Raw genomic sequence first — 13,915 nt, 5'->3', positions numbered from 1 at the left:
GCGGACGAGGTTCTGGGCGGCGAGGTCGTCGACGGTCACGCCGACGGCGGGGGCCCCGAGGTACCGCATCCCGCGGGCGCCCTCGACCACGATCGAGATCGACCCGTCGTCCTCACCCACCGTGAGCGCGACGGGGATGGTGACCGACGGTGTCACCGGGTCGTTCGACGTGATCACGAGCGAGGCCGTGTACGTCCCCTCCTCAAGCTCGGAGGCGTCGATGTCGACATCGAACCCGCCGCTGGCGCCGGGCGCGACGGACCCGCTCGTCGGCGAGGCGGTGATCCAGACGACCGGCACAGTGAACCGGACGGCCTTGTCCGAGGCGACGTACGCCTCGTTGGCCGCGACCGTCAGGCCAACCGAGGCGTCGGCGTTCTCGATGCCCGCGGCGTTGCTGTTCAGCGTCCCGGTCATCGTCTCGTACTGGAACTCGATCGTCCCGTCCTCCGAGAGGAGGATCTGGAACGTCACCGACGAGCCGGCCTCGTCATACCTCGGAGCGCCGTCCCACTGGACGACGAACCGGCCGTCGCCGAGCGTCCCCGTGTACACGGCCCCGGCTGCGGTGAGGTCAAGGTCGTCCCAGAACGGGGCGATCACGTCGTCGACGTTCGTCGGCCCGCTCGCGCCCGGGAACCCGGTGGGGTTGTTGTACGAGTTGCCGGCGGCCGACGAGAATGTGGCGAACCCGTTGGTGTAGACCCGGATGGTCGACTTGTCGACGCCGTAGAACGGGAACGTGAACGGGAGGACCACGTCGGCGTACCCCTCGTCGTTCGCGCCGAACGTCCCGGCGGGCGTGAACGTCACGGCCGTGCCGGTGCCCGAGATGTCCTGGAAGTCGACGGCCGGGCCGCCCGGCTCGTCGGAGTCGATCCAGACGTACCCGTAGGCGTCAGGGCCGCCCGTGGCCAGCGAGTGGGGCCCGGTCCCGTCGGCGGCCGCCGAGCCCTTCGGGAGGTCGCGCGCCGGGGCCGGCTCGCCCGAGAGGAGCGCGAGGTCGGTCACCACGCTGACGGACCACGTGAGGTCCTGGGAGCCCGCCGAGGCCGTGTTCGAGATCGTTACGGGCTCCGTCGTCGTGCCGCCCGGCGCCAGCGTCTCATTGATCGAGGTCGGGCTGACGGCGATGGCCGGCGGGTCGAGGTCGGTAATCGTGAACGGTTCGGGGTTCACGTTGAAGAAGATGTTCCCGACGGCCCGGACGAGGACCCGCGCCTCGGTGGTCTCGACGGCCGGGAAGGTCACGACCTCGGATCCGTCGTTGGCCGTGCCCAAGGCGATCGGGGCGAACGAGTCGCCGCCGTCGGTCGAGAGGAGGATGTCGACGGTCGGCGTGTTGATCGCGCCGCCGTCGGTGCCGGCCACGTCCCAGGTCACGGTGTTCAGGCCCGAGCTGTAGGACAGGCCCGGCGTCGAGGCGAACGTGACGGCGAACGGGCCGCCCGAAGCGTCCGTGTTGATCGTGATGGTGGCGTCGTCGATGGCGCCGGCCCCGGGCGCGTTGTCCCGCGCCGTGAGGCGGAACGTGAGCGACCGGGTCGTGGTCGGGAGGTCCTCCCCGACGACGGTCGGGAGGCCGGCGACGTAGCGGTCGAACCGCGGGAAGGTCCTCGTGGGCTCCGGCGTCGGGTTGAACGAGCGGAAGAACGGCGCCGTGCCGTTGCCGGGCGGGCCGGCCGGGCCGAGGTCGAACTCCTCCCACGTGTAGGTCAGCGAGCCCGGCGTGTCGTCGGTCGCGCTGCCCGTGAGCGTGAAGGGTGTGCCGGCCGGGATCGTGAAGCCGCCCGTGGCTGAGACGGTCGGGATCGCGTTGCCGGTCGGCGTCGCCGTGCCGCACGTGGATCCCCCGCCCGCCGTGATGAACGACGTCATCTCGTCGAGCGAGATCACGTGGAAGTACGGGTCGCTGTTGCTCTGGAGGTTCGGCGGGCAGATGCCGGCGTACCCCATGATGGTCGAGGCCGAGCCGGGCTCGTAGGCCGCCGAGCTGGCCCGGTTGCAGGCGTTGTTCTGCGTGTGGTTGGCGCCGAACTGGTGGCCCATCTCGTGCGCCACGTAGTCGATGTCGAACGCGTCGCCGACGGGGGCGCTGCCGCCCGTCACACCGCCGGCCTTGATCGAGACGTCGCACACGGAGCCGAGGTAGGCCACGCCGCCGCCTCCCGTCGAGAACACGTGGCCGATGTCGTAGTTGGCCGTGCCGATGACGGCGTCGAGCGTCACCTGGTTCTGCGAGAGCATCGCGCTCCCGTTGTTGTTCGAGTACGGGTCGGTGGTCCCGTTGGTGAAGACGACGTCGTCGGTGTTCGGCACGAGCGAGAACGTCACGGCGATGTCGCGCTCGTAGACGCCGGCCACGCGGTTCATCGACGTCACGATGGCGGCCATGGCGTCGGGGACGGTCCCGCCGTGGAACTGGGTGTACTCGCCGGTGGCCGCGACGGCCAGCCGGTACGTCCGGAGAACGTCGCCGTGAGTGGCGCTCTCGGAGTCCACCGAGGCGTGCGCCCCGCTCTGCTCGACCGCGTCCTCGACGCGACCGCGCAGCCGCGGGTCAACGACGAGGTCCTGGGCGCGGTATACCATGTAGGTGCTGCTGCCGTCGCGGAGGTACGGGTCGACGTAGACGGCGCCGCCGGTGGTGAACAGCATCCCAGCGAAGCCCTTGGGCGTCAGGCTCAGCCGGCCATGGACGCCGCCCGGGCCCTGCGCGAGGTACGTCCGGATCTCGGGGTAGCGGGTCTGGAGCGCCGGGGCCATGATCGAGGACTCGGCCACGCGGACCTCGACCGTGCCGCCCTCGGGGAGCGGGATCGGGATCGCGACGCCGCGCTGCACGTCGGCCGGGGCCGTGGCGACGGGGCTCGACGCGAGCCGGTCGGCCATGGCGTCGCGGTCGAGGTGGACCGTCCGGAAGGACTGCGGGAGGGTCGGGGCGTCGGAGGGCCCGAGGGACGCCGGCGCGACGTCGGTCCAGAGGGACTGGGCTTGGGCCGGTCCGGCCGCCAGCACGACGGCGCCGACCAAGAGGAGAGCAAACAGGCGCATGGGGGATGGGGAAGGGGTGGAGGCGGGCCGAACGATACCCTCGAACCCGTGGGCGCCGCGACATCTCGGTCGCCCGTGCTTCTCCAGTGCGGCCTCGGCTCGGCCCTCCTCGGCTCCGTCCACCTAGGCTCGGCCCGCCTCGGGCGTCGCTCGGGCCGTCGGGCGGATCCGTCTCCCCGCCGTCGGTGGGCGGTTGGTGGAGACCGGTCGAGATCCGGTCCGGACAGACCCTGAAGGGCACTTCGGCGCCGGACGGGCGTGTATCCTCCAGCCCCCTCCGACGCTCGACTTCTTTCCGGACCTCCGCACGACATGGCCGACTCACTCTTCGACGCCCGCGACACGATCGACACCTCCGCCGGCGCCCACACCGTTTACCGCCTCGACCGCGTCGCCGAGGCGACCGGGGCCGACCTCGACCGGCTCCCGTTCTCGATCAAGGTCCTCCTCGAGAACGCCCTCCGCCAGGCCGACCTCCCCGGGCCCGTCGGCGAGGACGACGTCCGCAACCTCGCGACCTACGACCCGGCCGCGCCGGCCGAGGTCGAGATCCCGTTCACGCCGGCCCGCGTGCTCCTGCAGGACTTCACCGGCGTCCCCGCCGTCGTCGACCTCGCCGCGCTCCGCTCCGCGATGGCCCGCAACGGCGGCGACCCCGAGGCCATCAACCCGCGCGTCCCGGTCGACCTCGTGATCGACCACTCGGTCCAGGTCGACAGCTTCGCGCTCCCCCAGGCGTTCCAGATCAACGCCGACATTGAGTTCCAGCGGAACGCCGAGCGCTACGAGTTCCTCCGGTGGGGCTCGAAGGCGTTCGACAACTTCTCGGTCGTCCCGCCGGAGCGCGGGATCTGCCACCAGGTCAACCTCGAGTACATCGCCCGTGCCGTCTGGACGACGCCGGGCGACGACGGCCTGCCGGTCGCCTACCCCGACACGCTGGTCGGGACCGACTCACACACGACCATGATCAACGGCCTCGGCGTGCTCGGGTGGGGCGTCGGCGGCATCGAGGCCGAGGCGGCCATGCTCGGGCAGCCGATCTACATGCTCATGCCGAAGGTCGTCGGCTTCCGCCTGAACGGGAAGCTGAAGGAGGGCGTGACGGCGACCGACCTCACGCTGACGGTCACGCAGATGCTCCGGAAGCACGGCGTCGTCGGCAAGTTCGTCGAGTTCTTCGGGACCGGGCTCTCGTCGATGTCGCTGCCGGACCGCGCGACGATCGCCAACATGGCGCCGGAGTACGGGGCCACGATGGGCTTCTTCCCGATCGACGACGAGACGCTCGACTATCTCCGCCGGACGAACCGCGACGAGGCGACGGTCGAACTGGTCGAGGCCTACTGCAAGGCGCAGGGCCTCTTCCGTACCGACGACACGCCGGACCCGCAGTTCGAGGCCGTCCTCGAGCTCGACCTGTCCGAGGTCGAGCCGTCGATGTCGGGCCCGAAGCGCCCGCAGGACCGGATCGTCCTCGGCGACGTCCAGCGCGAGTTCAAGGCGTCGCTGACACGGCCGGCCAGCCCGCAGGGCTTTGGGCTGAAAGAGGACGCGCTCGACAACACGGGTGCCTACAAGGACGACGAGGGCAACGAGCTCGACCTCAAGCACGGCGACGTCGTGATCGCCGCCATCACGAGCTGCACGAACACCTCGAACCCGAGCGTGATGCTGGCGGCCGGCCTCCTCGCCAAAAAGGCCGTCGAGCGTGGGATGACGGTTCCGCCGTACGTGAAGACGAGCCTCGCGCCGGGCAGCCGCGTCGTGACGGCCTACCTCGAGAAGGCAGGGCTTCAGGACTACCTCGACCAGATCGGGTACAACCTCGTCGGCTACGGGTGCACGACGTGCATCGGCAACTCGGGCCCGCTCCCGGAGCCGGTCGCCGAAGCCATCACCGACGGCGACCTGGTCGTGGCCGGCGTGCTGAGTGGCAACCGGAACTTCGAGGGGCGGATCCACGCGCTCGTCAAGGCCAACTATCTCGCCAGCCCGCCGCTCGTCGTCGCCTATGCCCTCGCGGGTACGGTCGACATCGACCTCCAGAACGACGTGATCGGGCAGGACCAGGACGGCAACGACGTCTACCTCAAGGACCTCTGGCCGTCGCAGCAGGAGATCCTCGACGCCATCAACCAGGCCGTCACACGGGAGCAGTTCGAGGAGCTCTACGAGGGGATCGAGGACTCGAACCCACGCTGGAACGCCATCGACACGTCCGAGGGCGCCGTCTACGACTGGCAGGACGACTCGACCTACATCCAGGAGCCGCCCTTCTTCCTCGACGTCACGCCCGAGGTCCCGACGATCGAGCCGATCCGGGGCGCCAAGACGCTCGTCAAGGCTGGCGACTCGACCACGACCGACCACATCTCGCCGGCGGGCGCGATCCCAAAGAGCGAGCCGGCCGGGCAGTACCTCCAGGACCACGGCGTCGAGCCGAAGGACTTCAACTCGTTCGGCTCCCGCCGCGGCAACGACCGCGTGATGACGCGCGGGACGTTCGGCAACATCCGTCTTCGGAATCAGCTCGCTCCGGGTACGGAAGGCGGCTGGACGATGAAGGACGGCGAGCAGATGTACATCTACGACGCCGCGCAGGAGTATGCCGCCGAGGGCACGCCGCTGCTGGTGTTCGCCGGCGTCGACTACGGGATGGGTTCGTCGCGCGACTGGGCCGCCAAGGGGACGCTCCTCCTCGGCATCGAGGCCGTCGTCGCGAAGAGCTTCGAGCGGATCCACCGGTCGAACCTCGTCGGGATGGGCGTCCTCCCGCTCCTGTTCCAGGACGGCGAGAGCCTCGACACGCACGGCCTCGACGGGACCGAGCAGTTCGACATCCCGGTCGACGACGACGTCCGCCCGGGCCAGACGCTGACGGTCACGGCCACGAAGGGCGACGGATCGACGGTGGCGTTCGACGTGACGGTCGCGCTCAACACGCCGGTCGAGGTCGAGTACTACCGGCACGGCGGGATCCTCAACTACGTCCTCCGGGACTACATGGCCGGCGAGCTGGAGACGGCCTAGCGCCTGCACCCGAACCGACCCCGCCCGCCTCGGCGCCTCCTTCGACGGAGCGCCCGAGGCGGGCGGGGTCGTTTCTTAGCGCCATGCTGTTCGAGACCGAACGCCTCGCCCTCCGCCGCCTCGTGATCGAGGACGCGCCGTTCATCCTGGACCTCGTCAACGAGCCGGGGTGGCTGGAGCACATCGGCGACCGCGGCGTCCGGACGCTCGCCGACGCCGAGGGCTACCTCCGCGACGGGCCGCTCGCGAGCTACGCCGCGAACGGGTTCGGGCTCTACCACGTCGCCCTCCGCGCGACGGGCGATCCGGTCGGAATGTGCGGGGTCCTCCGTCGTGACGGCCTCGACGCACCGGACCTCGGCTACGCCCTCCTCGCCGTCCACGCCGGGCGGGGCTACGCGACGGAGGCGGCCCGGGCCACACTCGCGCACGCCCGCCGCGACCTCGGGCTGGCGCGCGTCCTCGCCATCACGTCGCCTGCGAACGTGGCCTCGCAGCGGGTCCTCGAAAAGGTCGGGATGCGGCGCGAGGGGATGCTCGATCGGCAGGACGGCGTCGGCCCGAGCGTCCTGTTCGCCATTGATCTCGGGGGACGGGGCGATGCCGGGGAGGAGATGTAGGGGGACCTCCGGGCCGGAGTCGGCGTCCCACGACCCATGACGCCGACGCATCACACCCCGCTCGACACGCCCGAGTCGTTCCGCCAACGGGCGCGCTACGTCGTCGCGATCGTCGCGCTCGCCGTCGTCGGACTCTTCGTGTTGTGGACGACGCGGCAGGCGGTCCTGCTCGTGTTCCTCGGCGTCTCGATCGGCGTCCTGTTCTACCGGGCGAGCGCGTGGCTGGCCGAGAAGACCGGCGCCCCGCGCGGGTGGATGCTCGCGCTCGTGGTGCTCCTCGTGCTCGGCGGGTTCGTCGGCGCCGCCTACTTCGGCGGGCCTCGGGTGGCGTCCGAGGCGCAGGGGCTGATGGAGCAGGCGCCGGAGTTGCTGGAGACGGCGCGGGAGCGGCTCGGCCTGCCCGAGAGCGCGCTCTCGGTGCCGTCGGCGATCGGGAACGTCGGGGGCCAGTTGCTCGGGTGGTTCTCGACTGTGGCCGGCATCGTGTCGGGCCTGCTCGTCGTCCTGATCGTGGCGATCTACACGGCGGCCAGCCCGGAGGTCTACACCGCCGCCGTCGTCCGGCTGTTCGACGAGGAGCACCAGCCGTTCGTGCGCGACATGCTCCACGACATGGGCCGCGTGCTGATGGCGTGGATCAAGGGCGTCGCCATCGCCGTCGCGGCGCTCGGGTTGATGGGGGTCGTCGGGCTGACGGCCATCGGGCTGCCGGCGGCCCTCGCGCTAGCGGCGTTCGCGGCGGCGCTGACGGTGATCCCCACGTTCGGCCCGTTCATCGGGTGGGCGCCGGCCGTCGTCGTCGGGTTCGCGCAGGGGACGACGACGGGGCTGTGGACGCTCGCGCTGGCCGTCGCCGCGCAGCAGGTCGAGGGGAGCCTCATCACGCCGAAGGTCCAGGGCGACCTCATCAAGGTCGGGCCGGCGTTCATCGTGGCCGGGCAGATCGTGCTCGGCGGGCTCGCCGGCTTCCTCGGGATCCTGCTCGTGGTCCCGATCCTCGGCGTCGCGCGGATCCTCGTCGAGCGGCTCTACATCGGCCCGTTCGTCAAGGGCGAGCCGGCCGACCCGGACAACGCGGACGATCCGGTCCCCGTCTCGAACCGGGAGCCGACCGTCACCTAGCCCGCCTCGGCGTCGAAGCGGGGCGACCCGACCGTCGGCTGCTTCTCGGTGAGGTACGGCCAGTAGCGCTTCGGGACGTGCCGGAGGTGGAGCGCGAGGTTCCGCCGCTCGGGAATCGTGACGGCCTGGAAGTAGGCCCGCCACATCCGCTGGTAGGCCGCCTCGTCGGGCGCCTCGTCGCCCAGCCCGAGCGTCACGGCCGGCACGATCCGCGTCGGCGGATCGCCCGCGGCCCGGTCCATGGCCGGCGTGTGGACGAGTGCCAGCCCGCGCCGCACGTCGACGATCCGCCAGGCGAGCGTGGGGTAGCGCGCCGCGAAGTGGCCGTGGAGGATGGGGAGGACGTGGTACTCGGGCCGCGCCGTGGCGACCCACGTCTCGGCGCCGTCGGCCACGTGCCGCTCGAAGCGGACGAACGCCTCCATCCGGTGGGCCTCGCGCCCGACGCGGCCGGACCACTGGGCGACCTCTCGGGCCGGCTCGAACGTCCAGTCGTCGGCCGCGGCGGCGCCCTCGGCGCGGACGGTGTCCGCCAGCCGGAGCGCGGCGACCTCGATGCCCGGCCGTTCCCCGAGGATCGCGCGGTGGATCCGCCCGACGAGCCCGGGTACGAGGCGGTCGAGTCCGCGCTCGACGCGGCTCGCGATGGCCGCCTGGGTCTCGACGCGGAGGACGTCGCCGAAGAGCGCGCCGCTCGCGGGCTCGCCGATGAGCCCGACCGACACGGGCAGCACGCCGAGGCGGTACGTCTCGGCGTAGGCGCAGAGGAGGCCGGCCAGCGTCCCGTCGGTCTCGACGGCGAGGTGCGGGTCGACGGGCAGGGCCGGCGGACTGGCGGCGGTCGGCGAGCGCTTCGTGTCCATCATGTCATCCTGGGGAGCAGAGCGACGAAGGATCTCGGGTCGGGGGCGCAGGGTCCGTCGCGGGCGATCCGGTCGAAGCCGACGAGATCCTTCGCTGCGTTCAGGATGACGGGGAGGGGACTACGCGGCCTTCGGGAGCGGCGCCGAGGCGGGCGCGGCCAGCCGGACGGGCGCCGGCGCGAACAGCGACAGCTGCGGCGCCCCGTCGCCGCGCCCGCCCACGATCCGCTGGCGGACGGCGTTGGGGTCTCGGTCGATGAGCTGGGGCCGGTGGTCCGGCGTCGTCAGGAAGAACTGCGCGCGCTTGAGGACGACGCCCATCGTCCGGAGGTCGTCCCAGCGGACGACGCCCCGCCGCCGCGCGGCCACGATCCGCTTCGCGCTCCGGATCCCGAGCCCGGGCACGCGCTGGAGCCACTCGACCGGCGCCGTGTTGACGTCGACGGGGAAGAGGTACGGGAAGCGGAGGGCGTAGGACGTCTTCGGGTCCACCTCGGCGTCGAGGTTGCCGGAGCCGGGCGGGGCGACCTCGTCGAGGTCGAAGCCGTACTTCCGCAGGAGCCAGTCGGCCTGGTAGAGGCGGTGCTCGCGGTGGAGCGGGGCCCGGTAGGTCTCCGGGTCCGGCACGCGGTCGTCCCCGCCGAGCGGGACGAAGCCGGAGTAGTAGACGCGCCGGAGCTTCTGCTCCGAGTACAGCCCGTCGCTGAGCTCGAGGATCTGGCGGTCCGTCTCGGGCGTCGCGCCGATCACGAGCTGCGTGCTCTGGCCGCCGGCCGCGAACCGGGGCGCGCGGCGGTCCTTTTTCCGTTCCTCCTTCGCCTCCGTGATCCCGTCGCGGACGTGGCCCATCGGCCCGAACACCTGGTCGTAGTCCTTCTCGGGCGCGACCTGCTTGAGCCCGGCCTCGCTCGGGATCTCGACGTTCACGCTCAGCCGGTCCGCCAGCCGGCCCGCCTCGGTGAGGAGCTCGGGGCTCGCGCCCGGGATCACCTTGAGGTGGATGTAGCCGTTGAACCCGTGGTCCTGGCGGAGCGACCGCGCGACGGCGACCAGCTTCTCCGTCGTCGTGTCGGCGTCCTTGAAGATGCCCGACGAGAGGAAGAGGCCCTCGATGTAGTTCCGCTTGTAGAACCCCATCGTGAGCTCGACGACCTCGTCGACGGTGAACGCCACGCGGGTGACCTCCTCGTTCGACCGCCGCGACACGCAGTAGGCGCAGTCGTAGATGCAGACGTTCGAGAACAGGACCTTGAGGAGCGAGACGCACCGGCCGTCCTCGGTGTACGAGTGGCAGATGCCGGCGCCCGTGGAGTTGCCGATCCCGGTCGGCGAGTTCTCGCGCTTGCCGCCAGACGAGGCGCAGGACGCGTCGTACTTGGCCGCGTCGGCGAGGATTTCGAGCTTCTCGATGACCTGTCGGCGCATCTGTTCGGGGGCGTGGTGGGAGGCCGCTGGGGCCGGAGGCCCCAAGGTCGCGAGGACGTGTGCCACCACTGTGTCGCCGGCCTGGTAGTGCACCAATCCCATGACCCGCGGGTGGCACCGGCGGGCCGGACCTTCCCGGGTCCACCACTCGCGCCATGGACCTCACCGTCGGCGTCGGGCCGCCGCGCTCGGCGCTTCCCCCCGACCTCTCCGTCGGTCTCCCGCTCGTCAAGGCGGCGCTGCTCTACGGCGACCGCGTGACGCTGTGCAGCCCGGCCGCGAGCCTGCTCCTCCGCCTCGAGGAGCACAATCCCTGCGACGTGCCCGGCCGCCTCGCCGTGCTCGCCGGACTCGCCGACGACCTCGGCCTCGGCGACGGTCCGGCCCGCCTCGCGCACGTCGTTGGGATCGGGCGGCACCTCGACGCCGAGGTGGTCCGGCTGACCGTCGACGCGTGGTGGGGCCGCTACCGGCGGGCGCTGCAGGAGGCCGTCGTCGAGAGCGGACTGGCCGAGCTGGCGCCGGCCGTCGAGGCCCAGCGGCTGACGATCGAGACGCTGGGCGTGGGCGCCGTCGCCCGTCCGTCCGACTTCGCCGAGGCCGCGGCCGAGACGTACGCCGCCGCCGTCGCCGACGCCATCGCTCGCGGCGATGCGACGCCGCTCCTCGACGGGCCCACCGCCGAGGCCCTCCGCGACGCCACCGAGGCGGGCCGGGTCGGCGTGTCGGAGCCTCGCGCCCACCGCGCCCGCGACGGCGGCCTCGCGGCCCACGTCCTCCAACGGCTCCCGCTCTTCGACCGGGCGACGGTTCCCGAGGTCCTCGACGTCCGGGCCGACCTCGACGGGCCGCTCGCCCGGTTCCGCGGCGCCGTCGACGAGTTCGCCGCCGAGGTCGCCTCGGCCGCTTGGGACCCCGACTTCGCCGTCGAGGCCGAACGCGTCTACCGCCAGCGCGTGGCGCCGGCCGTGGCCGAGATCGAGGACGCCGTCGCGTCGGTCGGCTACCTCCGCGAACTCGCCACGCGCTACGCCGAGCGGCCCCAGCAGTTCGTCCCGCTCGCTGTCCCGGCCCTCACGGTGGCCCTCGCTGCGCCCGACGTGCTCGCCCAGACCGTCGCAGCCTCCCTGGCGGGCCTCTCCGTCGTGGCGAACGGCGCGCAGGCCGGTTGGGCCGTGGCCGACGGCCGCCGCGCGGTCCGCGCCCGCCGCCTGTTCTTCGTCTACGCCGCGGGCCGGCGGCTCCAGGGGGACCGGTCCTGGCGAGGTCGCGCGCCTCGGTGACGCCGTGCGCGAGGCCGGCTCAGTCGCAGCCGAATGTGCCGTCGGACGGGGGGGACAGCCGGAGGCGGACGCGGTCGCTGCCGATGGCGCACGTCCCGCTCAGCACGCCGTCGTCGCCGGAGGCGAGGTCGCACGTCATCGCGCGCGGGAGGAACGTGCCGGGCAGGCGGAGGCGGCTCGTCGTGAACCGGAGCCGGCCGCGCTCCCACGTCGCCGGCGCGTCTTCCGGGACCTCCGCCGTCCGGCCGCCGACGTCGAGCGCCATCTTGAACCCGTCGGCGCACCGCTGGATGTCGGTCTCGACGGCGTGGGTGTCCCCGTCGGCGTCGGTGAGCGTGCCGGTCCAGACGCCGGACGGGAGCATCTGCGCCCCGGCCGACGGCACCAGCGCGACGAGGACGAGGAGCGGGAGGAGGCGGAGGGTCATCAGTAGAGGGCTCGGTCGCGGACGACGAGTCGGTAGCGGTCTGTCCCGGCCCGGCAACTCCCCGAGAGGGTCCCGCGGCCGTCGTTGAGAAGGTCGCAGCGGAGCGTCTGCGTCCCGATCCGGGAACCGGGGAAGCTCGGCGCGCGGAAGCAGAGCCGCTCGCCGTCGTACGACACCTCGTCGGCCGTCACGCGCGTCGAGCCGACGGCGAGCTCGACGCGGCCGGGCCCCGTGTAGAGCGTGGCCGGGAGCCTCCGGAGCGCGTCGGCGGCCATCTCCCCGGTCCACGTCTCCGTCGGAATCGGCTCCCCTGCTCGGTCGGGCGCGCCCGACGAGGCGCAGCCGGCGAGGAGCGCGACGAGCAGGACGAGGCGGGCGGGCATGGGGCGAAACTAGAGGGCGCCGAGCCGGTCGGCGAGCCCGTCCGGGACGACCACCGGCTCGGGCTGAACGCGGTCGACGTCGAACGCCGCGGCGACCTCGGATGGTGCCCGCCGTCGCGCGTCGCCTTGCCCGAGCGCGGCCGCCAGCCACCCGACGATCGCCTCGGCCTCGACCCCCGCGTCCCGGAGCTCGCGGACCGTCAGCGCGTCATTCCGTTTCGACTGCTTCACGCCGTCGGGGCGGACGAGGAGCGGGACGTGAGCGGTCGTGGGCGGCTCGCCGCCGAGCGCACGAGTCAGCAGGACCTGCCGGGCCGTCGAGTCGAGCAGGTCCATCCCGCGGACGACTTCCGTCACGCCCATCGCGAGGTCGTCCACCACGACCGCGAGTTGGTAGCCGTAAACCCCGTCGCGCCGTTTCAGCACGAAGTCGCCGACGGATTGGCGCACGTCCTCCTCGACGCGCCCGACGACGCGGTCGTCGAAGGCGACCGTGCCCGCCTCGACGCGGAAGCGGAGCGCGGCGTCGTGGCAGGCGGCCTCGTCGTCGAACCAGCCGGGCGGGAGGTTGTCGGGACGGAGAGAGGGAGGGTAGGGAGGTTGCCCGTCGTGTCCGTGCGGGGCGCTCGCGAGTTCCTGGAGGTCCCGCCGCGAGACGCGGCACGGGAAGAGGTGGCCGCCCTCGGCCAGCTGCCGGAGGGCCGCTTCGTAGATCTCGTCCCGCTCCGACTGGCGGTACGGCCCGTGCGACCCGCCGACCCCGGGTCCCTCGTCCCAGTCGAGCCCGAGCCATCGGACGTCCTCAACCTGCCGCTCGACCGAGCCCGGTACGGCCCGCGGCCCGTCGAGGTCTTCGACGCGGTACACGAACCGCCCGCCCTGCGAGCGCGCGCTGGCCCACGCGGCGAGGGCGGCGAGCGCGCTCCCCACGTGGAGGTCACCCGTCGGGCTCGGGGCAAAGCGACCGACGACGCTCATGCCGCCCCCACCTCTCGAAGCACGCGCTCGTTGAGGCGGTGCTCGCCGGCGAACGAGACCGTCTCAACGGGGACGCCGGCCGCCTTCAGCCGCGCCTCCTGCTCCATCACCCGCGCCGGCGTCGCAAACCCGTCACGGTCGCCGGCGACGAGCGTCACGCCCGCCTCGGCGAGCCAGTCGGCGTGGGCGCCGAGGTCGAGGTCGTGGGGCATCCCGCCGCCCCACAGGATCACGCGAGCCGCGCGCGTCGGCCGGCGCGAGATCAATGGGCTGAGGGCCAGCCACCGGACCACGCTCGCCGTCCCCTGGCTGAACCCGAACGCCGTGAGCGGGACCGTCTGCGGATCGACGTCGGCGCGGGCACAGGCGGCGACGAACACGTCGTCGAGGTAGCGGACGACGTCCTCGATGTCGGCCTCCCGCTCCTCGCGCGTCATCCAGCTCGCGCCCACGCGTCGGTCGCGGGCTCCGATCTCTCCCACGTAGAACCGGTTCAGCGCCTCGGGCACGACCACGAGCCGTCCCGGCCGCTCCAGCGCATGGAAATGCCGGGCCCAGTGCGTCACGAGCTGCCCGTACCCGTGGCACGCCATCCACACCTCGTTCGGGGGGCCGTCCTCCGGACCGAGCACGGCGTACCGGGCGGTCTTGACGGCGGCGATCTGGCGGACGGTCACGGGGAGAGGAGGGGGGGCGAGGCGGTACAGGCGGCCTCGCGAAAAGCTCC

General features: G+C 72.4%; 11 protein-coding genes. 4 read left to right on the top strand and 7 right to left on the bottom strand.

The features are described from left to right. Nucleotides 1-3,054, bottom strand: a 3,054-nt coding sequence (locus BSZ37_RS20110) for a reprolysin-like metallopeptidase (RefSeq protein ID WP_095512260.1), incomplete at its 3' end; no start/stop codon positions are given. A gap of 312 nt (nt 3,055-3,366) precedes the next feature. Between BSZ37_RS20110 and acnA the strand changes: the two genes are divergently transcribed. The 3 genes from acnA (at nt 3,367) to BSZ37_RS20095 (ending at nt 7,829) form a co-directional block, all read left to right on the top strand. Beyond that, on the top strand, nt 3,367-6,087 hold the full coding sequence (acnA, locus tag BSZ37_RS20105; protein ID WP_095512259.1) for an aconitate hydratase AcnA: 2,721 nt from the start codon (nt 3,367-3,369) through the stop codon (nt 6,085-6,087). Nucleotides 6,088-6,170: 83 nt separating this feature from the next. Then, complete coding sequence (locus BSZ37_RS20100) at nt 6,171-6,707, top strand: GNAT family N-acetyltransferase (protein WP_095512258.1); 537 nt, start codon at nt 6,171-6,173, stop codon at nt 6,705-6,707. A gap of 36 nt (nt 6,708-6,743) precedes the next feature. Continuing rightward, nucleotides 6,744-7,829 carry an AI-2E family transporter gene (locus tag BSZ37_RS20095; RefSeq protein WP_095512257.1) on the top strand — a complete coding sequence of 362 codons (1,086 nt, stop codon included), beginning with the start codon at nt 6,744-6,746 and terminating at the stop codon, nt 7,827-7,829. On the opposite strand, the gene BSZ37_RS20090 is transcribed toward BSZ37_RS20095, so the two are convergent. Both BSZ37_RS20090 and BSZ37_RS20085 read right to left on the bottom strand, forming a co-directional pair. Beyond that, nucleotides 7,826-8,695 carry a TIGR03915 family putative DNA repair protein gene (locus tag BSZ37_RS20090; protein ID WP_095512256.1) on the bottom strand — a complete coding sequence of 290 codons (870 nt, stop codon included), beginning with the start codon at nt 8,693-8,695 and terminating at the stop codon, nt 7,826-7,828. The genes BSZ37_RS20095 and BSZ37_RS20090 overlap by 4 nt on opposite strands. A 117-nt stretch (nt 8,696-8,812) precedes the next feature. Beyond that, complete coding sequence (locus BSZ37_RS20085) at nt 8,813-10,117, bottom strand: putative DNA modification/repair radical SAM protein (protein WP_095512255.1); 1,305 nt, start codon at nt 10,115-10,117, stop codon at nt 8,813-8,815. A gap of 155 nt (nt 10,118-10,272) precedes the next feature. Here BSZ37_RS20085 and BSZ37_RS20080 point away from each other — a divergent pair, with 155 nt between their 5' ends. After that, complete coding sequence (locus BSZ37_RS20080; protein ID WP_095512254.1) at nt 10,273-11,400, top strand: hypothetical protein; 1,128 nt, start codon at nt 10,273-10,275, stop codon at nt 11,398-11,400. A 19-nt stretch (nt 11,401-11,419) separates the two neighbouring features. Here the strand turns inward: BSZ37_RS20080 and BSZ37_RS20075 are convergent, their stop codons facing one another. From BSZ37_RS20075 to BSZ37_RS20060, 4 genes are read right to left on the bottom strand one after another with little or no spacing between them, the layout of a single operon-like run. Continuing rightward, complete coding sequence (locus tag BSZ37_RS20075; protein ID WP_095512253.1) at nt 11,420-11,827, bottom strand: hypothetical protein; 408 nt, start codon at nt 11,825-11,827, stop codon at nt 11,420-11,422. Further along, complete coding sequence (locus BSZ37_RS20070) at nt 11,827-12,210, bottom strand: hypothetical protein (protein WP_095512252.1); 384 nt, start codon at nt 12,208-12,210, stop codon at nt 11,827-11,829. The genes BSZ37_RS20075 and BSZ37_RS20070 overlap by 1 nt, the downstream gene beginning before the upstream one ends. Before the next feature lie 9 nt (nt 12,211-12,219). Then, a complete protein-coding gene (gluQRS, locus tag BSZ37_RS20065) occupies nt 12,220-13,188 on the bottom strand; it encodes a tRNA glutamyl-Q(34) synthetase GluQRS (RefSeq protein ID WP_095512251.1) in 969 nt (322 codons plus the stop codon). Then, entirely contained in the window at nt 13,185-13,865 is a 681-nt protein-coding gene (locus BSZ37_RS20060) for an alpha/beta hydrolase (RefSeq protein WP_095512250.1), read from the bottom strand. The genes gluQRS and BSZ37_RS20060 overlap by 4 nt, the downstream gene beginning before the upstream one ends. Nucleotides 13,866-13,915 lie beyond the last annotated feature (50 nt).

It is taken from the genome of Rubrivirga marina, from assembly GCF_002283365.1.
Taxonomy (GTDB): Bacteria; Bacteroidota; Rhodothermia; order Rhodothermales; family Rubricoccaceae; genus Rubrivirga; species Rubrivirga marina.
This window is presented reverse-complemented; position numbering and strand designations above follow the sequence as displayed.